The following is a 20381-nucleotide window of genomic DNA, read 5'->3' as shown; positions in this document are numbered from 1 at the left end:
CAGGCCACGGTTGACCGTGTCACAGCACATCACCGGGATCACCGACGGGTCCTGCTTGGGCTCGTACTTCCACACGATCTTGGCCTCGTGGTCGAGGTCGAGCGCGTAGACGATGTTCGGGAAGGGGGTGTGGACGTACATCATGTTGCCGACGACGAGCGGCGAGCCCTCGTGGCCGCGCAGCACGCCGGTCGAGAAGGTCCAGGCGACCTGGAGGTTCTTGACGTTTCCGGCATTGATCTGGTCGAGCTTGGAATAGCGCGTGTTGGCGTAGTCGACAGTCTGAAGAACCTGCTCGGCGGGGTTCGCCAGGTGCTTCATCAGGTCTTCGTTCGCGAACGCCGGGCTGGCAACCGCCATGCTGGCGCCCAGGGCGAGAAGATGGACCGCTCTCATGTGTGTTCCTCCGACAAGTCTTGATGCCGACGCGGCGCGACGCAGATCGCGACGTGAAGACCTGACCTGACTCTTTGCGACAGGGATCGATATGCTTCGATAGCGGGCGGGAAATCGACGCCTTTAGGGTCGTCGAGCCAGAGACCGCCATCCCTGAGGCGGCCCCCTCGAAACCGAAGCTTGAACGAACTCTAAGAGATTTTTGAGCGTCGTCAACTCGGTTGTGCCGTCGGCCATAGGGTTGTGCGCAAGTCGCCGCACCCCTCTCGTGAAGTGCTGGGCCGATGATGCAGCGCAAAATATCGTTGTGCATCGCACAATGGCGGATGCTCGTGCGAGGCTTTGCTTCGCTTTCAGAGCGAAACACATGCGCGCACTGCGGCTATCTTTTCTAGCTCCCGGTTTTTCATGCGTCCAGCGCACGGTGCGTTGCCCATTCCATCACCATCCCGTGTTGTCGCCTGCATGAGAGCCGGATGCAGCGCAAAACCCGCATCGGGTTACCGATCGAAGAACCGAGCAGTGTGGTTGACGATTTTCTGCCGTTTCTGCGCGCTCTCGCCGCATCCTCGTCGATCGGTGCGCGATCGAATGCACTTTCATGCTTCCCTCGGCTGCGAGAATCGGGTGCCGGGCTGCACCGACTCCGGCACCACCATCGCGCACCTGGCCACAACACCGGGTTAGACCCTCAAAGAGGCCCGACCGGCCCAGTACTCTCGAACTCCGCGGTGTCGCCGACGAGGTCGGTGATGGAAATCGCCAAAGACCGTCCCGTCTTCAGGCGAAGGGTGGAGTCGGGCGTCAGCCAGATCGGACGCAGGCCCGCATGGCTTCCGTGCAGGCTGCCATGCGCGGTCACCGTCGAGTCTCGCCGCTCCACGACCACTCGGTAGCGAACGCGGACGGTGCCGCAGCCCTCCGCCGAGACGGTGCCCCGCCCTGTCAGCGTCTGGAGGACTTCGTTGGGTTCGTGCATCGGATGCGACGTGCGGCCCTGGGACGTTTCGGCAAAGGCATTGCCGTTTAGTCCCGGCCTCGACCCGTGTCACGGGCTCGCCGATGACGTCGCGCTACGATGTCTCTGGAGGCTGGCCGTAAGGGCCCGGGCGCGACGAAGGTTCAGGTAAGCGTCCGGACGACGATCCGCCCGCCCTCGGCTGAAAGCGCGAGGCGGCCGTGCTTGAGGTCGAGGGCCTTGCTGCCGAACAACTCGCGACGCCAGCCCTGGAGCAGCGGCACGTCGGCGTCGTCGTCGTCGGCCACCGCCTCGAGGTCGTCCACCGTGGCGATGATCTTGGGCGCGACGCCCTCGGTCTCGCACACGGCTTTCAGAAGCACCTTGAGCAATTCGACCAGCGCGCCGTTGCCGCCGCTGCGGCCGCGCCCCCGCTCGGGCAAGGCGATCTCGGCCGTGTCGCGGGCGAAACCGCGCTCGACGGCCGCGAGGATGTCCGTGCCGGTGCGCGAGCGCTCGAAGCCGGCCGGGATCGAGCGCAGGCGGCCGAGCGCCTCGACGCTGCGGGGCGCCGAGGTGGCGACGTCGATGACCGCCTCGTCCTTCAGGATGCGCCCGCGCGGCACGTTGCGCGTCTGCGCCTCGCGCTCGCGCCAGGCGGCGACCTCCATCAGCACCGCGATCTCGCGGGGCTTGCGCATCCGGCCCGACAGGCGGCGCCAGGCCTGGGCCGGGTCGGCGCGGTAGGTGTCGGGCGAGGTCAGCACCGCCATCTCCTCGTCGAGCCACTGCCCGCGGTCGTCGCGGACGAGGTCGGCGACGAGCTTCTCGTACACCGTCACCAGATGGGTTACGTCCGACAGGGCGTAGGAAAGCTGCGCGTCGGAGAGCGGTCGCCGCGACCAGTCCGTGAAGCGCGAGGACTTGTCGATCTTGGCCTTGGCCACGACGTTGACCAGCTGCTCGTAGGACACCGAGTCGCCGTAGCCGCAGACCATCGCCGCGACCTGCGTGTCGAAGAACGGCTGCGGCAGCAGCCCGCCCATCAGCCAGATGATCTCGAGGTCCTGACGGGCGGAGTGGAACACCTTCACCACGCCTTCATCCGCCATCAGGTCGACGAAGGGCTGGAGGTCGATGCCCTCGGCCAGAGGATCGACCAGCACGCCGGTCCCGTCCGGCGCCGCCATCTGGATCAGGCAGAGCTTGGGATAATAGGTCGTCTCACGCATGAACTCCGTGTCCACGGTGACGAAGCTCTGCGCGGCGAGGCGGTCGCAGGCTTCGCGGAGCGCCTGCGTCGTACTGATCAGATCCATGCCTCCGGCTATATCGGAGGTTTTTTGCAAAGGGGAGCCGGGTGCCGGCTTATCCGTTCTCTTGCGCCCACACTCTTGCACCGACTCTCTTGATATCTTCCGCTGCCTTCGCGTGGACGCATCCGTGCCGCGAGTGCTTCGCGTCGTCGAGCCGCAGCGGACCCGCGCCCGACTGCTTGACTTCGCCCCCCTCGCGTGAATGGTGCCGCGCTTCAATCCCAAGGTTTTGCGATGCACCGTTACCGGACCCATACCTGCGGGGCGCTCCGCCCATCCGACGTCGGCGCGTCGGTCCGTCTCTCCGGCTGGTGCCACCGCATCCGCGACCACGGCGGCGTGCTCTTCATCGACCTGCGCGACCATTACGGACTGACGCAGTGCGTGGTCGATTCGGATTCGCCGGCCTTCAAGGCGGCGAACGCCGTGCGCTCGGAATGGGTCGTTCGCCTCGACGGGCGCGTCCGCACCCGGCCGGCCGGCACCGAGAACCCCGAGCTGCCGACCGGCGCGGTCGAGGTCTACATCGACGAGCTCGAGGTGCTGGGTGCGGCCGCCGAGCTGCCGCTGCCGGTCTTCGGCGACCTGGAATACCCGGAGGAGACCCGCCTCCGTTACCGCTTCCTCGACCTGCGCCGGGAGAAGCTGCACGCCAACATCATGAAGCGCGGCGCCATCGTCGATTCGCTCCGCCGGCGCATGCGCGAGGGTGGGTTCTTCGAGTTCCAGACCCCGATCCTGACGGCGTCGTCGCCGGAGGGGGCCCGCGACTACCTCGTGCCGTCGCGCGTGCACCCGGGCAAGTTCTACGCGCTGCCGCAGGCGCCGCAGCAGTTCAAGCAGCTGACGATGATCGCCGGCTTCGACCGCTACTTCCAGATCGCACCCTGTTTCCGCGACGAGGACGCCCGCGCGGACCGCTCGCCGGGCGAGTTCTACCAGCTCGACATCGAGATGAGCTTCGTCACCCAGGAGGACGTGTTCCAGGCGGTGGAGCCGGTGCTGCACGGGGTGTTCAAGGAGTTCGCCGGCGAAAAGCGCGTCACCGACGTGTTCCCGCGCATCACCTACGCCGACGCGATGCTCAAGTACGGCGTCGACAAGCCCGACCTGCGCAATCCGCTGCTGATCGCCGACGTGACGGAGGAGTTCGCCGACGACGCGGTGGAGTTCAAGGCGTTCAAGGGCGTGATCAAGTCCGGCGGCGTGGTCCGCGCGATCCCGGCCACGGGCGCCGCGACGCAGCCGCGCTCGTTCTTCGACAAGCTCAACGACTTCGCCCGCGCTGAGGGCGCGCCCGGCCTCGGCTACGTCGTGTTCGAGGAGGTCGACGGCGCCTTGGCCGGCAAGGGGCCGATCGCCAAGTTCATCCCCGCACCGATCCTGACGCGGATCGCCGAGAAGACCGGGACGAAGGCCGGCGACGCGGTGTTCTTCTCCGCCGGCACCGAGGCCAAGGCGGCGGCGCTCGCCGGCAAGGCCCGCATCCGCATCGGCGACGACCTCGGCCTGTCCGACAAGGACCAGTTCGCGTTCTGCTGGATCACCGACTTCCCGATGTTCGAGTGGAATGAGGACGAGAAGCACATCGATTTCTCCCACAACCCGTTCTCGATGCCGAACTTCGACCACGACGCCTTCCTGGCGCTGGGCGAGGGCGACGACGCCAAGATCCTCGACATCAAGGCGTTCCAGTACGACATCGTCTGCAACGGCATCGAGCTGTCGTCGGGCGCGATCCGGAACCACAAGCCCGAGATCATGGAGAAGGCCTTCGCCATCGCCGGCTACGGCAAGGATGTGCTCGAAGCCAAGTTCGGCGGCATGCTCAACGCGCTTCGCCTCGGCGCCCCGCCGCACGGCGGCATCGCACCGGGTGTCGATCGCATCGTGATGCTGCTCTGCGAGGAGCCGAACATCCGCGAGGTCGTGCTGTTCCCGATGAACCAGCGCGCCGAGGACCTGATGATGGGCGCCCCCTCCGAGGCGACGCCGAAGCAGCTCCGCGAGCTGCATATCCGTCTGAACCTGCCCGAGAAGAAGGCGTGACGCGCCGCGCGTCTTCCTCCCCCCTCCCCCATAGAGGAGGGCGGGAGACGCGCGTCCTGCATGGAGCCCGCTAGGTGGCGAGCCTCGTCGCGGTCGTCGTCGCGCATGACAGCGCCGAGGCCCTGCCGGCCTGCCTCTCGGCGCTTGCGGCCGAGCACGTCCCGGCGATCGTCGTCGACAACGCCAGCCGCGACCGCTCGGTCGAGATCGCCGAGGCTGCCGGCGCACAGGTGGTCCGCAATGGCCGCAACGAGGGCTACGGCCGCGCCAACACCCGCGGGATCCGTGCCGCCGCGCAGGCCCGCTACGTCCTGATCCTCAACCCCGACGTCACCCTGCGGCCGGGCGCGGCCGACGCCCTGCTCGCTGCCGCCGAACGCTGGCCGGAAGCCGGGCTCTTCGCCCCGCGGATCGTCGAGCCGGACGGCCGGTTCTTCTACCAGCCGCGCTCGTTGCTGGCGCCCTACCTCAACAACCCGAGTGGGCGCCGAGACCTGCCCTCGGGCGACGCCTGCGCGCCGTTCCTGTCCGGCGCCTGCCTGATGATCGAGCGCGGGTTCTTCCTGTCGCTCGGCGGCTTCGACGAACGGATCTTCCTGTTCTACGAGGACGACGACCTCTGCCGCCGCGTCGCCGACGCGGGACGAGCACTCGTCCACGTGCATGGTGCCGAGGTCCTGCACGGGCGCGGGCGCTCCTCGGCGCCCGAGCGCGGACGGGTGTTCCGCACCCGCTGGCACCAGGCGTGGTCGCGCGCCTACGTCGCCCGCAAATACGGTCTCGCCGACCCCATCCTCCCTAGCCTCGTCGCCAACGTTCTCAAGGCGTTTCTGTCCGTGCTGATCCTGCGACGCTCAGGCTTCGAGCGCTACGGCGGATCGGCCGCCGGCGCCTGGGCCGCGCTCATGGGGCACACCGCGCTGGCTCGCGAGGGCCTCGAATGAGCCGCGCGCCGACCGTCGCCGAGGCATTGGCGCGCCCGCATAACGGCTTCTCCGGGCTTCGCCTGGTGCTGGCGGTCGCGGTAGTGGTCTCGCACGCCTTCAGCGTCACCAGCGGCAACGCCCTCGACGAGCCGCTTGCGCGCGCGACCGGCTTCACCCTCGGCGAGCATGCCGTGAACGGCTTCTTCGCCGTGTCGGGTTTCCTCGTGGCGATGAGCTTCGACCGGCGCGGCCTCGTCGATTACCTGATCTCGCGGACCCTGCGCATCCTGCCCGGCCTCATCGCGGCGACGCTGGTCGTCTCCCTCGTGCTCGGCGCCGCGATGAGCACGCTGCCCCTCGTCGAGTACCTTCGCGACGGCGGCGTCTGGCGCTTCGTCCGCGGCACGCTGACGACCTTCAAAAGCAACGCGTCGCTGCCGGGCGTCTTCACCGACAACCCGTATCGCAGCCCGCTCGGCACGGTCTGGACCCTGAAATACGAAGTGCTCTGCTATCTCGGCGTCGTCGGCGCCGGGCTGCTCGGGGCGTTGCGTTCACGCTGGATCGCGCCCCTCGTCGTCGCCGGCTTCGCGCTGGCGCTGCTCGTCGCCGACGCGACGCGGCCCGACCTGCCCAAGGGCCTCGAGACGGCCCTGCGCCTGCCGCTGATCTTCGCCGTCGGCGCGGCGCTCTACACCGCGCGGGAGGTCGTTCGCCTGTCGGCGGTGCCCGTGGCGATCCTGGGCCTCGCCTGCCTCCTGGTGCGACACGGGCCGTTCTACCGGGCGCTGCTGTTCGTCGCGGAAGGCTACGGCACGATTTGGCTCGGCCTGTCGCCGTGGCTCGCCCGCAAGGTCTTCGACCCGAAGGCCGACCTGTCCTACGGAATCTACCTTTACGGCTGGCCGGTGCAGCAGAGCCTGCACGCGCTTTGGCCCGGAATCTCCGCGCTGCCGCTGCTGCTGCCGGCGCTGGCGCTCACGTTTCCCGTGGCGGCGGCCTCCTGGTACGCGATCGAGCGCCCGGCGCTGCGGCTGAAGACGCGGACCCTGGGGCGGCGGACGCTCGGCACCATCGAGCCGGCGGGCCCGTGAGCGGGCAGGCCCCGCGTCGCCTCCCGCCGCTCGCAGCGCTCGACCACGCGGCCCGACTGCTCGCCGAGCACGGGTTCCATGTCGTCGCGCGGAACGAGCGCGGCGACAGCCTGTACCTGCAGCGCGAAGGATGCGCCTTCGCCCTGCGACTGTCGAACCACGCCCGGACGGCCAAGCAGCGGCAGCGCCGCACCGACGTGCTCGCGAGCCTCGTGGTCCGCGACGCCTGCAGCCCCGAGCAGGTCGCGGCCCTGGTGGCCGGTACGTTGCGCGACTTCGACCTCGCGCGCGGCCGACGGGAGGCTCAGGCCTCGGGGGCAGCTTCGGATTCGGGCGCGGCATCCCGGAAATAGGGCTCCACCGGGCCCTTTAGCTTCACCGTCATCGGGTTTCCGGCGCGGTCGAGCGTCTTGCCGGCGCTCAGCCGAACCCAGCCCTCGCTGACGCAATATTCCTCGACGTTGGTCTTCTCGACGCCCTTGAAGCGGATGCCGATGCCGCGTTCCAGAACGGTCTCGTCGTAGAACGGGCTGTTCGGGTTCACGGCGAGGCGGTCGGGGGGCGTCTGTGACATCGGGCGGACCTTCGGCGAAGACTTGCAATGGGCGCGCTTGCGAGGACGGCCTCGCGAAGACGATCGGCCCGCGGGTAAGGGATTCAGGCAGGCGGCGCAACGGCGCGGGCGGCTTCGACAAGCTCGGGGATGCGCCCGCTCTGGAGAAGCGGCACCAGGCGCGCCACCGTGGCGTGCGGCAGGTCCCACCAGGCGCAGGCGACGAGGGCCGCGACCGTCGCCTCGTCGAAGCGGGTTCGCACCACCCGCGCCGGGTTGCCGGCGACGACCGCGTAGGGCGGCACGTCGCGGGCGACGACAGCGCGTGCCGCCACCACCGCGCCGTGGCCGACCGTGACCCCCGACAGGATCATGCAGCCTGAGCCGAGCCAGACGTCGTGCCCGATCGACACGTCCCCGCGCGAGGCGTGGTAGTCGGCCGGCGCGTCGGCCCCGGGCCAGAGCCCGCGCATCGCCGCGAATGGATAGGTCGAGGCCCAGTCGAGCCGGTGGTCGCCGCCGAGCAGGATCTCGACCTTGTCGGCGATGGAACAATAGCGGCCGATCGTCAGCCTCCGGCCGGATTCGGCGAAACGCACCTTCGGCAGCCCGTAGGAATAGGCACCGATGGAGAATCCGTAGGCGCGTACCAGCTTTTCCAGGTGGATTCGCGTCTCGTTGTTCGGGTTGCGCCCGCTGCGCAGCCGGTGCAACAGGGCCTTCATGTGGAGGGGGTCGATGCCGGAGGGCGCACCCGCCTGATCGAGGGAGAATGGGCCATGGGCGACAACATGTCCGAGGATCTCAAGTCGGGGGCTCTCGTCTACCACCGCCTTCCGCGGCCCGGAAAGCTCGAGATCCAGGCGACGAAGCCGCTGGGCAACCAGCGCGACCTGGCGCTCGCCTATTCGCCCGGCGTCGCCGCCGCCTGCGAGGCCATCGCCGCCGACCCGCAGGAGGCCGCGACCCTCACGATCCGCCAGAACCTCGTGGCGGTGCTCACCAACGGCACCGCGGTGCTCGGCCTCGGCAACATCGGCCCGCTGGCGTCCAAGCCGGTGATGGAGGGCAAGGCCGTCCTGTTCAAGAAGTTCGCCGGCATCGACGTGTTCGATATCGAGGTCGACCAGCTCGACGTGGCCAAGCTCGTCGATGTCGTGTGTTCGCTCGAGCCGACCTTCGGCGGCATCAACCTCGAGGACATCAAGGCGCCGGAGTGCTTCGAGGTCGAGGAGCAGTGCCGCGCTCGGATGAACATCCCGGTCTTCCACGACGACCAGCACGGTACAGCGATCATCGTCGCGGCCGCCGTCCTCAACGCGCTGGAACTCGCCGGCAAGCAGCTGTCGGACGTCCGCATCGTCACCTCGGGCGCGGGCGCGGCGGCTCTGGCCTGCCTCAACCTGTTGGTCTCGCTCGGCGCGACGCGGGAGAACATCACGGTCACCGACATCAAGGGCGTGGTCTACAAGGGTCGCACCGAGCTGATGGACCGGTGGAAGGACATCTACGCGCAGGAGACCGAGGCGCGGACGCTGGCCGAGGTGATCCCCGGCGCCGACGTTTTCATCGGCCTCTCGGCCGGGGGCGTGCTCAAGCCCGAGTACCTCGAGAAGATGGCCGAGAAGCCGCTGATCATGGCGCTGGCCAACCCCTATCCCGAGATCATGCCCGACCTCGCGCAGGAGAAGCGCCCCGATGCGATGATCTGCACCGGGCGCTCGGATTTCCCGAACCAGGTCAACAACGTCCTGTGCTTCCCCTACATCTTCCGCGGCGCGCTCGACGTCGGCGCGCGCTCGATCAACGAGGAGATGAAGAAGGCCGCCGTGAAGGCGATCGCGGCGCTCGCCCGCGAGACGCCCTCCGACGTGGTCGCCCGCGCCTATGGCGGCGAGGCGCGCCCGTTCGGGCCGCGCTCGCTGATCCCGAGCCCCTTCGACCCGCGGCTGATTCTGCGCATCGCGCCGGCCGTCGCGCAGGCGGCGATGGATTCCGGCGTCGCCGGCCGTCCGGTCGAGGACATCGCAGCCTACGCCGAGTCCCTCGACCGGTTCGTGCACCGCTCGGGCTTCATCATGAAGCCGCTGTTCTCGAAGGCGAAGGAAAACCCGAAGCGGGTCATCTACGCCGAGGGCGAGGACGAGCGCGTTCTGCGCGCGGTCCAGGCCATTGTCGAGGACGGCGTCGCAAAACCGATCCTCGTCGGCCGGCCGCGGGTGGTCGAGACCCGGCTCAAGCGCTTCGGCCTGTCGATCCAGGAGGGCCGCGACTTCGAGCTGATCGATCCGGAGGACGATCCGCGCTACCGCTCCTACGTCCAGACCTACCTCGACATCGCCGGCCGGCGGGGCATCACGCCGGACGCCGCCCGCACGCTGGTGCGCACCAACACCACGATCATCGGCGCCATCGCCGTGCGCCGCGGCGAGGCCGACGCGCTGATCTGCGGGCTGGAAGGCCGGTTCGAGACCCGCCTGCGCATCATCCGCGACGTCATCGGGCTCTTGCCCGGCGTGACGCAATGCGCCGCGATGAGTCTGATCGTTACCAAGAAGGGCGCCTACTTCCTCGCCGACACGCATGTGCGCCAGGACCCGAGCGCCGAGGAGATCGCCGAGCTCGCCGTCGCCTGCGCCGGGCACGTCACGCGCTTCGGCATCACCCCCAAGATCGCGCTGCTGAGCCATTCCGACTTCGGTCAGTCCGACACGCCCTCGGCGATGAAGATGCGGGCCGCCCTCGGTCTGATCCACGAGCGCGCGCCCGACCTCCAGGTCGACGGCGAGATGCAGGCGGATTCCGCCCTCTCGGAGATCGTTCGCGACCGGGTGCTGCCCGGCTCGCCGCTGAAGGGCGCGGCCAACGTGCTGATCTTCCCGAACCTGGATGCGGCCAACATCGCCTACCAGTTCGCCAAGGTGCTGGCCGACGCCCTCCCCGTCGGCCCGCTGCTGATCGGCCCGGCCAAGCCCGCCCACATCCTCACACCGTCGGTGACGGCGCGGGGTATCGTCAACGTCACCACCGCCGCGGTGGTGGAGGCGCAGGCGGGCGACGAGCAGAAGCTCGACTCGGCCGAGCCCGGCGTTGGGATGATCTCGGAGTAACCGGCGCGAGCCTGGCAATCCCCTTGCATCGTCCGGTCCCACTGAAACCGTGTGGGCCGAGACGATGTGCCAGGGTGACGATCCGAACTGCGCGGCGTTCGCCGAGCATCGCCGCCGCTTCCTCGGGGATCTCGCGCCCGAACGCCGCGCCTTCCTAAAGAGCGGGTTCGTCGCGACGGGCGGCGCGGTCGCCCTTGCCGCCGGTGGCCTGTCGCTGGTCACGCCGGCCCTCGCTCAGACCAGTGCGGGCCGCGGGCCGCGGCAGGCGACGCACCAGATGCTGCCGGCCAACGCCGACACGGTGCATTGGGGCTATTTCAGCAAGAACCTGAAACCGCAGGTCGAGATCGCGTCGGGCGATTTCGTTACGATCGAGACGCTGACGCACCAGGCCAGCGACGATTCCGAGCGGATGATCCAGGGCGATCCGGGCGCCGAGAGCGTCTACCTCTAGACCAAGGACAAGAAGGGCGTCGCGCGGCGTGGCGCAGGCCCCGACGATGCCAAGCTCGGTCCCGGCGGCGGCCTCGGCGTCCACATCTGCACCGGCCCGGTGGCGATCCGCGGCGCGGAGCCCGGCGACGTGTTGGAGGTCCGCATCCTCGACGTCACGCCGGGCCCTTGCGCCAACCCGAAGTTCAAGGGCCTCGCCTTCGGAAGCAACGCCGCCGCCTGGTGGGGCTACCACTACAAGGACCTTCTGACGGGCGAAAAGCCGCGCGAGGTCGTGACCATCTACGAGGTCGACGTGACCGGGACGCGCGATTGGGCGAAGGCCGTCTACAGCTTTCGCTGGCCGGGCGTGACCGATCCGAACGGAATCGCGCATCCGACGATCGACTATCCAGGCCTGCTGGTCGATCACACCAAGACCGACCGGAACTTCGATGTTCTGAAGGGCATCCGCGTGCCGATCCGGCCGCATTTCGGCACAATGGGTTTGGCGCCGGCGGAAGCCGACATGGTGAACTCGATTCCACCGAGCTACACCGGCGGCAACATCGACAACTGGCGCATCGGCAAGGGCGCGACGATGTACTATCCGGTCGCCGTGCCGGGTGCGCTGTTCTCAGTCGGCGACCCGCATGCGAGCCAGGGCGATTCCGAACTCTGCGGCACCGCGATCGAGTGCTCGCTGACCGGCACGTTCCAGTTCGTGCTGCACAAGAAGCAGGACCTCGCCGGCACCGCCCTCGAAAGCCTCGACTTTCCGATGATCGAGACCAGGGACGAGTGGGTCCTCTCTGGCTTCAGCTATCCGAACTATCTCAAGGACCTCGGCGCCGGTGCGCAGGAAGCCATCTTCCAGAAATCCTCGATCGACCTCGCCATGCGCGACGCCTTCCGCAAGATGCGGCAGTTCCTGATGCACGCGAAGGGGCTGACGGAGGACGAGGCGATCTCGCTGATGTCGATCGCAGTCGATTTCGGCATCACCCAGGTGGTGGACGGCAACTGGGGCGTCCACGCGATCGTCAAGAAGGCGATCTTCGCCGAGCGAACGGTTTGAACGGCTGCTCGGCGCTCACCCCGCGCATCTACCGGCGCGTCACCCGACGCGGACGCGCCCTTCGAGCCCAACGATGCGGGCGAGGCCGCGGACGCGGTTAGGCAGGCGGTCGCCATTCAAAGCGTCCCACTCGGGCGGCAGACTCAGTATGACGCGGCCGTCCTCGATCGTGAGCGGCATGCGGCGCAGGGCGCCCTCCATCCCGGCGGTCATCGGGAACGCGACCCGCAGCAGGGCGCCGATGAGGCGGGCCCGCTCGAACAGGCGCGGCCCAGCGAGCGCACGCAGCATCGGGTTGGCCTTCTCCGGGGCGACGCCCTCGTGGCGGAAGTAGATCGCCAGGGCAAGGAAGCCGCGGCCGGGATGGTCGATGCCGACGAAGGCCGCGTTCTGGATGATCGCGATGCTCTGCTCGCCGCGGTAGTCGGGATGCGCCCGCCAGCCGATGTCGGACAGGAGGCAGGCGGCATGCCGCAGCCGGCGCTCGTCGGCGGTCTCCGGTCCGTCGAGCGCCGCCACGAACCGGTCGGTCCAGGCGATCAGCTCGTCTGCGTGGCGCGGCGAGCGCGCGCGAAGCTGGTTCAGCTCGGCGCAGGAGGCGAGCAGCGGATCGAGCGCGCGGGTGTCGCGGTCGACTTGCTCGTAGAGCAGGCCCTCGCGCACCCCCGAGGCCGAAATCGCGACCTCGCGCGGCCGGCCGACGCGGATGATCTCCTCCAGCACCACGGCCCCGTAGGCGAGCAGCGGGCGGCGCGCTTCCGAAATCGCCTCGACGTCCTGCAGCGTCGCCGCGTCGGATTGCTCGACCACCTGAAGGAAGCTCAGCTCGTCAGTCGGCTCGACAGTGTAGCCATGCATCACGTGGACGGGATATTGACGCGCGGCCTGATGCAGGCGGGCGAGCGCCCGCCAGGTGCCGCCGACGGCGTAGAAGGTGCGCCCGCGGAGCGTCTCCAGCTGCGGCGCGGCCTTCTTCATGTGCTCGCGCACGATCTTGCCGGCCTTCTTCAGGGAGCCGCCCGAGAGGTCCTGCAGCGCGAGCCCGCCGAGCGGCATCGTCACGCCCTGCCCGACCACCGCGCCGCGCACGTCCACGAGTTCCAGCGAGCCGCCGCCGAGGTCGCCGACCACGCCGTCCGGCGCATGGAAGCCCGACACCACGCCGAGCGCCGACAGCTCGGCCTCGCGCCGGCCGGACAGGAGCTCGATGCGGGTGCCGCAGGCGGCTTCCGCCGCCTCGAGGAAGGCGGGGCCGTTCGAGGCGTCGCGGGCAGCCGCGGTGGCGAGCACGAAGAGGCGCCCGACCCGCATCGTCTCGCAGAGCACGCGGAAGCGCGCGAGTGCGGCCAGCGCCCGGCGCACCGCCTCGTCGTTGAGGCGGCCGGTGGTGAGGACGTTGCGGCCCAGCCCGCACAGGACCTTCTCGTTGTAGAGCGGCGTCGGCGCCCGGCTCAGGCCGTCATAGGCCACGAGGCGGACCGAGTTCGAACCGATGTCGATGATCGCGACGGGCGCGTTGACCAAGGCCGGCTCCCGATCGGCGGAATGGGCGAGCGTGAGGTTGGCGCGATGGGGACCCAAGCAACGACCTCGCTGTATGATACCGACCGGCTGCGTCGAACGCACGTCTGACCGATCCGGCGGCACGATCCGCGCCGCCCGATCCATGTATCCGTCCGGCGGCCGGACGATCAGCCCCGCTGTGCGCGACGGCTGAGGGCCCGCGGACTCGACTTCTTCGACGACTTGCCGCGGCCGGACAGGCTCGGGTTCGTCATGAAGTACTTGTGCGCGTTGAACGGTTCCTCGCCCTCGGCGGGGTGGATACGCTCGGCGCCGCCGGATGCCAGTACACGCCAGCTCTGGCGGTTGTCGAGGAGGTTGGCCAGCATGATCTGGTCGAGAACCTGTTGATGGACCGTCGGGTTGCTGATCGGCAGCAGGGACTCGACGCGGCGGTCGAGGTTGCGGCTCATCAGGTCGGCCGAGGAGATGTAGACCGTCGCTTTCGGGTGGGGCAGCCCGACGCCGTTGCCGAAGGCGTAGATGCGCCCGTGCTCCAGGAAGCGCCCGACGATCGACTTGACGCGGATCGTCTCAGAGAGGCCCGGAACGCCCGGCCGCAGGCAGCAGATGCCGCGGACGACACAGTCGATCTGCACGCCCTCCTGAGAGGCGTCGTAGAGCGCATCGATCACCTGCGCATCGACGAGCGAGTTGCACTTGATCCAGATCGCAGCCGGGCGCCCGGCCTTGGCATGCGCCGCCTCCGCCTCGATGTCGGCGAGCAGCCGCGCCTTGGCGGTGAGCGGCGAGACCGACATCCGCTCCAGCTGCGCCGGCTCGGCGTAGCCGGTGATGAAGTTGAAGATCCGCGACACGTCGCGCGCCACCGCCGGGTCGGCGGTGAAGAACGACAGGTCGGTGTAGATGCGCGCGGTGATCGGGTGATAGTTGCCGGTGCCGACGTGGCAGTAGGTAACGAGCTTGTCGCCCTCGCGCCGCACCACCATCGACAGCTTGGCGTGGGTCTTCAGCTCGACGAAGCCGAACACCACCTGCGCGCCGGCCTTCTCGAGGTTGCGCGCCCAGCGGATGTTGGCCTCTTCGTCGAAGCGCGCCTTCAGCTCGACCAAAGCCGTCACCGACTTGCCGAGCTCGGCCGCCTCCGCCAGCGCCGCGACGATCGGCGAGTTGGAGGAGGTGCGATACAGCGTCTGCTTGATCGCGACGACGTTCGGGTCGCGGGCGGCCTGCGCCAGGAACTGCACCACCGAATCGAACGACTCGTAAGGGTGGTGGACGCAGAAATCCTTCTGGCGGATCGCCGCAAACACGTCGCCGCCGCTCTCGCGGATGCGCTCCGGGAAGCGTGGGTTGTAGGGCTTGAACTTGAGGTCGGGACGGTCGATCCCGACGATCTGCGACAGTTCGTTCAGCGCCAGCATGCCCTCGACGATGAAGATCGCGTCCGCGCCGATCTCAAGCTCGTCGCAGACGAAGCTGCGCAGGTCCTCCGGCATGCCGGATTCGACCTCGAGACGGATGACGATGCCGCGGCGGCGCTGCTTCAGCGCGGTCTCGAAATGCAGGACGAGGTCCTCGGCCTCCTCCTCGATCTCGAGATCCGAATCGCGGATCACCCGGAAGGCGCCCTGCCCCTTCACGAGGTAGCCTGGGAACAGGCGGCCGGTGAACAGCACGATCACCTGCTCGATGGCGATGAAGCGCGCGACCGTGTCGTCCTCGATCGCCGGTAGGCGCACGAACCGGTCGAGCACGCCGGGCATGCGGATCAGTGCGCGCAGCACCCGCCCGTCGCGCGGCCGCGTCAGCATCAGCGCGATGGTCGTGCCGAGGTTGGGGATGAACGGGAACGGGTGGGCCGGGTCGATCGCCAGCGGCGTCAGCACCGGGAAGACGTGGTTGAGGAAGTACTCCTCCAGCCACGCCGCGTGCTCCGGCCGCAGCGCGTCGGGCTCGACGAGGGCGACGACGCCGTCGAGCTCCTCGCGCAAAGCCCGCCAGCGCGCCTGCTGGTCTTCGGCGAGCTTGGAGACGCCGGTGCCGATGCGGGCGAGCTGCTCGGACGGCGACAGGCCGTCCTGCGACGGCAGCGTCAGCCCGGCGCGGACCTGATCGATCAGGCCGGCGACGCGCACCATGAAGAACTCGTCGAGGTTGTTGGCCGAGATCGAGAGGAAGCGCAGCTTTTCTAGCAGGGGATGCGAGGTGTTGGCCGCCTCCTCCAGCACGCGCCGGTTGAACTGCAGCCAGGACAGCTCGCGGTTGACGAAGCGCTCGGGCGAGTTCCGCAGGGCACGGCCGGCTTCGAGGATGGTCTCGCGCGCCGCCTTGTCGTCGTCGGCCTTGGGCGGCTCGGGGATCTCGGCGGCTGTCGGCCACTCGTCGCCGGCGGTGTCGGAGGCTGCGGCTCGGCGCGGGGCGCGGGCGGGCGGCGCGCGCCGTACGGTGCGCTTGGGCGTCGCCTCGTCGCCGGCCTCGACGACGTCGTCCGTCCGGTCGCGATCGAGGGCGTCCACGTTCGATTCGATATCCGACAACCCTGCCACTCCTCACCTGCCGCCTGTCGCGGCGTCCCTAACATGGGTGGTCCGCCGGAATGCGACATTGCCGTGACGGTCGGCACGCGACCCTCGCATCCGAAGCGCGCCGACCGCCGCCCATGCGTCGCGCTCAGTCGTCCTCGCCGTCCTCTTCGCCGTCCTCGCCGCCTTCGGCGATGCCAAGGCGTTCGAGCACCGCCAGCGCCAGCGGCCGGGTGATGCGGCGGCCGCGGCCGAGGGCGTCGCGATCGAGTTCGGCCACCACCTCCCGCGCCCGTCCGAGCGAGCGGTCGATGCGGAGCGCCAGGGCGTCGATCACACGCAGATCCACAACCAGTTGCCGATCCACAAACAGCTTTACCATCACCGCGCGGAGCAGGGCGTCGTCGGGCTCGCGGATTGCGACACCCGGCGCGAGCCGAAGGCGCGAGCGCAGGTCCGCAACGGTCAGCCCGATCTGGTCGATCGCCGCGCCGCTGGTCAGCAGCACCGGGCATTTGCGCTCGCGGGCGAGGTTGAGCAGGTGGAACAGGGCCGCCTCGTCGCGGCCGGGGCGGTCGATGTCCTCGATCACCAGGGCGCCGTTCGAGACGCAGTGGGTCACCGCCTCCGCGGTGACGTCGGCGGCCGACACGGTCCAGGCATGGGCCCGCGTCGCCCAGATCGAGGCGAGATGACTCTTGCCGCTTCCCGGCGGCCCGGTGAGGACCAGCACGGTGTCCGGCCAATCAGGCCAGGCCTCGATCGACGCGTAGGCGGCCTCGTTGGCCGTGCCGACCAGGAAATCCTCGCGGCCGTAGCGTGGATCGAGCGGAAGGTCGAAGGCCAGCTGCTTCGGGGGGGCGTTCTCGCGCATGCGGCGTTCAGGGTGACCCTGCCGGCCCGACAGTCAAGCGTCCCGCTCAGGCCCGCGGCACCTCGATCAGCACCGGCTGCTCGGCATGGTAGAGCCGGCTCTGCAGGTAGCGCGAGAGCGCGAAGCGCACGAGGACGCCGATCGAAGCCGCCACCGGCACCGCCAGGAGCAACCCGAGGAACCCGAACAGCGAGCCGAAGGCGAGCAGCGCGAACATCAGCCAAACCGGATGCAGGCCGACCGATTCGCCGACGAGCTTGGGCGCGATCACGTTGCCCTCCAGGAACTGGCCGACCAGGAACACCCCGACCGTCAGCCCGAGATGCAGCCAGTCCGAGCCGGGCCAGAACTGAACCAGCGCGACGCCGACCGAGAGCAGGAAGCCCGTCAGCGTGCCCACGTAGGGAATGAAGGTGAGGAAGCCCGCGATCAGGCCGATCAGGACGCCGAAGTTCAGGCCGACGAGCCACAGGCCGAGCGCGTAGAAGGTGCCGAGGATCAGGCAGACCAGCGTCTGCCCGCGCACGAAGCCGATGATCGCGCGGTCGATCTGCGCCGCGAGCCGGCGCACCGTCGCGCGGTGGCGCGGCGGCACCCAGGTGTCGAGCGTGGCGATCATCCGGTCCCAGTCGACCAGGATGTAGAATGCGACCACCGGCGTCACAACCAGCAGCGAGACCAGCGAGATCACCGCCTGCGAGCCGGACCAGATCGACTTGAGGAAGGCGAGCAGCCACGCGCCGCCCTGGGTCGCGAGCGTCCCCACCGAGGCTTGCAGCTCGTTGACCACGTCGGCGCCGCCGAGCCGCTGCAGCACCGGGCCGGCGCGCTCGGCGATGATGCCCTGCAGCCGCCCGATCATGCCGGGCAGGCTGTTGACCAGGGCCGCGACCTGGTTGGCGGCGAGCGGCACCACGATCAGCAGCGAGACGATCAGGCCGGCCACGAACATCGCCAGGATCAGCAGGCTCGCCGTCAGGCGTCCGAGGCCGAGGCGTTCGAGGCGGTCGGCCAGGGGGTCGAGCAGGTAGGCCAGCGCGATCCCGGCGACGAACGGCAGCATCACCTCGCGCAGCAGGTAGACGACGATTCCGAGGGCGACGAGCACCGCCAGACCGATCACAGCCCTCGCGCGCATCGACGTCCTCCCCACCCGACAGAGCGGAGACAGTGGGAAGGCGTCTCCGCACGGTCAAGGCTGCCGGCGCCGCCGACGGGGCACGGAACCGATCCGGGTGGGTCGTTTTCTTGTGAGCCGACGGGTTCGGTCGGCGCGAAACTCGGCTAAAGCATCCGCGGACCACAGGACGGGACGCCGATGACGGCCGAGACCACGAACGGGCTGACCTACGCGCATGCAGGCGTCGACATCGACGCCGGGAACGCGATGGTCGAGACGATCAAACCGCTGGTGCGCGCGACGCGCCGGCCCGGCGCCGACGCCGAGATCGGCGGGTTCGGCGGCCTGTTCGACCTGAAAGCCGCGGGCTTCAAGGATCCGATCCTGGTCGCCGCCAACGACGGCGTCGGCACCAAGGTGAAGATCGCGATCGAGACCGGCCGGCACGACACGATCGGCATCGACCTCGTGGCGATGTGCGTCAACGACATCATCGTCCAGGGCGCCGAACCGCTGTTCTTCCTCGACTACTACGCCACCGGCAAGCTGGTGCCGGGCGTCGGCGCCGACATCGTCCGCGGCATCGCCGAGGGCTGCCGGCAGGCCGGCTGCGCGCTGATCGGCGGCGAGACGGCGGAGATGCCGGGCCTCTACGACGGCGCCGACTACGACCTCGCCGGCTTCTCGGTCGGCGCGGCCGAGCGCGGCACGCTGCTGCCGAAGCCCGGTATCCGCGCCGGCGACGTGGTGCTCGGCCTCCCCTCCTCCGGGGTGCACTCGAACGGGTTCTCGCTCGTCCGCCGCATCGTCGCGCGCACCGGCCTGGCCTGGGACGCGGCCGCGCCCTTCGCCACCGGCAAGACGCTGGGCGAGGCGTTGCTCGAGCCGACGCGGATCTACGTGAAGCCGCTGCTCGCGGTGCTGAAGGCCACGGACGGGATCAAGGCGCTCGCCCACATCACCGGCGGCGGCTTCCCGGACAACCTGCCCCGCGTGCTGCCCGACGACGTCGGCATCGCGATCGACCTCGACGCGGTGCGCCCGCCGCCGGTCTTCGGCTGGTTGGCGCGCGAGGGCGGCGTCGCCGAGTCGGAGATGCTGCGCACCTTCAACTGCGGCGTCGGCATGGTGCTCGTCGTCGCGGAAGATCGCGCCGAAGCGGTGTCGAAGGCGCTCGGCGAGGCCGGCGAGGCGCCGGTGCGGCTCGGCGCCATCACCGCCCGCGGCGCGGAGCCCGTGACCTTCACCGGCCGCCTCGCGCTCTGATGGCGACGAAGCCGAAGACCCGCGTCGCGATCCTGATCTCGGGCCGCGGCTCGAACATGGTCTCGCTGATCGAGGCGGCGAAGGCGCCGGGCTATCCGGCCGAGATCGTGCTAGTGCTCTCGAACCGGCCGGACGCCGCCGGCCTCGCTCACGCCCGGTCCGTCGGCATCACCGCGCACGCCATCGACCACAGGGCCTTCCCCGACCGGGCGACCTTCGACGCCGCCCTCGATGCGGAGCTGCGCGCTGCCGGGGTCGAGCTGGTGTGCCTAGCGGGCTTCATGCGCGTCTTCTCCGCCGGCTTCGTCGAGGCCTGGGCCGGACGAATGATCAACATCCATCCCTCCCTGCTGCCGCTGTTCAAGGGCACGCACACCCACGCGCAGGCGCTCGCCGCCGGCGTCCGCCTCCACGGCTGCACGGTGCATTACGTGGTGCCGGAACTCGATGCCGGCCCGATCGTGGCGCAGGCGGCGGTGCCGGTGCGCGCCGGCGACGACCCCGACAGCTTGGCCGCGCGGGTGATCGTGCAGGAGCACCGCCTCTACCCCGCGGCGCTCGCCCTGGTGGCAGGCGGCGGGGCGCGGCTGCAGGGCGATCGCGTGGTGATCGAGGACGACGGTGCTGCCGCCGACGCGGCCCTGTTGAGCCTCTGAACCGCTCTTCCCTCCCCGCTTCTGCGAGGGAGGCAGATCGTGCGCTCGGTCGTCAGACCGGCCGCTGCAGCTTGCACGCGTCGAGGGCGTTCAGCGCCTTGGCGCGGGCGGAATCGTTGAAGTAGCCGGTGGCGCGGTAGGCCTCGATCTCGGACTCGTCGAGCGAGCGCATGGTCTGCTTCGCGTAGCAGCCGCAGGGACGCTCCAGCGAGGCTTCCGGCGCGCTGGTGAGGCGGGCCTGCACCACGGCGCAGGCGTGGCGCACGCGGCCTTCGAGGTTCGCCTTCGGCGCCGTGCGCAGCGCCGGATCGGGCTGGTACTGCTCGAACGGCGCGGAGGAGCCGCTGGCGAGGGCGGCGGTCGCGGCGAGCGAGAGCAGGCCGGCGGCGATCAGGGACAGGCGGCGGGTCGTCATGGCAGGTCCGTTGGCGAGATCGGGAAATCCGATGCCGTTGGACTCTTTGGCCGCACGCTTCGTCAATGGCGGTGCGGCCACACCGCCCT

At 69.4% G+C, this 20381-nt stretch carries 16 protein-coding genes and 2 pseudogenes; 8 read left to right on the top strand and 10 right to left on the bottom strand.

Annotation, left to right across the window (positions count from 1 at the left end; all coding sequences use genetic code 11):
- From MFF13_RS24010 to rnd, 3 genes and pseudogenes are all read right to left on the bottom strand, one after another.
- Positions 1-396 (bottom strand): annotated as a pseudogene (locus MFF13_RS24010) (PQQ-dependent dehydrogenase, methanol/ethanol family); the annotation flags it as partial.
- Positions 397-1087: 691 nt separating this feature from the next.
- A complete protein-coding gene (locus MFF13_RS24005) occupies positions 1088-1375 on the bottom strand; it encodes a hypothetical protein (RefSeq protein ID WP_238273121.1) in 288 nt (95 codons plus the stop codon).
- 143 nt (positions 1376-1518) lie between these two features.
- Positions 1519-2673: a ribonuclease D gene (rnd, locus tag MFF13_RS24000; RefSeq protein ID WP_238273120.1), complete on the bottom strand. Its 1155-nt coding sequence runs from the start codon at positions 2671-2673 to the stop codon at positions 1519-1521.
- Between the two features lie 231 nt (positions 2674-2904).
- Between rnd and aspS the strand changes: the two genes are divergently transcribed.
- The 4 genes from aspS (at position 2905) to MFF13_RS23980 (ending at position 7092) form a co-directional block, all read left to right on the top strand.
- Positions 2905-4719, top strand: a complete 1815-nt coding sequence (gene aspS, locus MFF13_RS23995; protein ID WP_147751211.1) for an aspartate--tRNA ligase — start codon at positions 2905-2907, stop codon at positions 4717-4719.
- A 74-nt stretch (positions 4720-4793) separates the two neighbouring features.
- On the top strand, positions 4794-5663 hold the full coding sequence (locus MFF13_RS23990; protein ID WP_238273119.1) for a glycosyltransferase family 2 protein: 870 nt from the start codon (positions 4794-4796) through the stop codon (positions 5661-5663).
- Positions 5660-6739 carry an acyltransferase family protein gene (locus MFF13_RS23985; protein WP_147830247.1) on the top strand — a complete coding sequence of 360 codons (1080 nt, stop codon included), beginning with the start codon at positions 5660-5662 and terminating at the stop codon, positions 6737-6739. The genes MFF13_RS23990 and MFF13_RS23985 overlap by 4 nt, the downstream gene beginning before the upstream one ends.
- Entirely contained in the window at positions 6736-7092 is a 357-nt protein-coding gene (locus MFF13_RS23980; RefSeq protein ID WP_147830250.1) for a hypothetical protein, read from the top strand. The genes MFF13_RS23985 and MFF13_RS23980 overlap by 4 nt, the downstream gene beginning before the upstream one ends.
- On the opposite strand, the gene MFF13_RS23975 is transcribed toward MFF13_RS23980, so the two are convergent.
- Positions 7044-7313 carry a DUF3297 family protein gene (locus tag MFF13_RS23975; RefSeq protein ID WP_147751207.1) on the bottom strand — a complete coding sequence of 90 codons (270 nt, stop codon included), beginning with the start codon at positions 7311-7313 and terminating at the stop codon, positions 7044-7046. The genes MFF13_RS23980 and MFF13_RS23975 overlap by 49 nt on opposite strands.
- Positions 7314-7396: 83 nt before the next feature.
- Entirely contained in the window at positions 7397-8017 is a 621-nt protein-coding gene (locus tag MFF13_RS23970) for a CatB-related O-acetyltransferase (protein ID WP_187273700.1), read from the bottom strand.
- A gap of 54 nt (positions 8018-8071) precedes the next feature.
- On the opposite strand from MFF13_RS23970, the gene MFF13_RS23965 reads away from it, so the two are divergent.
- Both MFF13_RS23965 and MFF13_RS23960 read left to right on the top strand, forming a co-directional pair.
- Positions 8072-10402 (top strand): NADP-dependent malic enzyme, encoded by a 2331-nt coding sequence (locus MFF13_RS23965; protein ID WP_147830252.1) that lies wholly within the window; start codon positions 8072-8074, stop codon positions 10400-10402.
- 64 nt (positions 10403-10466) lie between these two features.
- Positions 10467-11912, top strand: a pseudogene (locus MFF13_RS23960) (acetamidase/formamidase family protein).
- A gap of 39 nt (positions 11913-11951) precedes the next feature.
- Here the strand turns inward: MFF13_RS23960 and ppx are convergent.
- The 4 genes from ppx to MFF13_RS23940 form a co-directional block, all read right to left on the bottom strand.
- The gene (ppx, locus tag MFF13_RS23955) at positions 11952-13493 is read right to left on the bottom strand and encodes an exopolyphosphatase (protein WP_238273118.1); all 1542 of its coding nucleotides are present in this window, start codon (positions 13491-13493) and stop codon (positions 11952-11954) included.
- Positions 13494-13603: 110 nt separating this feature from the next.
- Positions 13604-15967 carry an RNA degradosome polyphosphate kinase gene (locus tag MFF13_RS23950; protein ID WP_373322603.1) on the bottom strand — a complete coding sequence of 788 codons (2364 nt, stop codon included), beginning with the start codon at positions 15965-15967 and terminating at the stop codon, positions 13604-13606.
- 142 nt (positions 15968-16109) lie between these two features.
- Positions 16110-16835, bottom strand: coding sequence for a P-loop NTPase family protein (locus tag MFF13_RS23945; protein WP_147830258.1), 726 nt, complete (start codon positions 16833-16835; stop codon positions 16110-16112).
- A 46-nt stretch (positions 16836-16881) separates the two neighbouring features.
- Positions 16882-17973 carry an AI-2E family transporter gene (locus MFF13_RS23940; protein ID WP_147830260.1) on the bottom strand — a complete coding sequence of 364 codons (1092 nt, stop codon included), beginning with the start codon at positions 17971-17973 and terminating at the stop codon, positions 16882-16884.
- A gap of 180 nt (positions 17974-18153) precedes the next feature.
- On the opposite strand from MFF13_RS23940, the gene purM reads away from it, so the two are divergent.
- On the top strand, positions 18154-19221 hold the full coding sequence (gene purM / locus MFF13_RS23935) for a phosphoribosylformylglycinamidine cyclo-ligase (RefSeq protein WP_147830262.1): 1068 nt from the start codon (positions 18154-18156) through the stop codon (positions 19219-19221).
- Positions 19221-19877, top strand: coding sequence for a phosphoribosylglycinamide formyltransferase (purN, locus tag MFF13_RS23930; RefSeq protein WP_147830264.1), 657 nt, complete (start codon positions 19221-19223; stop codon positions 19875-19877). The genes purM and purN overlap by 1 nt, the downstream gene beginning before the upstream one ends.
- A gap of 52 nt (positions 19878-19929) precedes the next feature.
- Here the strand turns inward: purN and MFF13_RS23925 are convergent, their stop codons facing one another.
- Entirely contained in the window at positions 19930-20292 is a 363-nt protein-coding gene (locus tag MFF13_RS23925; protein ID WP_147830266.1) for a hypothetical protein, read from the bottom strand.
- Positions 20293-20381: the final 89 nt, after the last annotated feature.

The sequence above is a fragment of the Methylobacterium cerastii genome (genome assembly GCF_022179125.1).
GTDB lineage: Bacteria > Pseudomonadota > Alphaproteobacteria > Rhizobiales > Beijerinckiaceae > Methylobacterium > Methylobacterium cerastii.
Note: the sequence above shows the minus strand (reverse complement) of the source record. Positions and strands in the feature narration are given on the sequence as shown.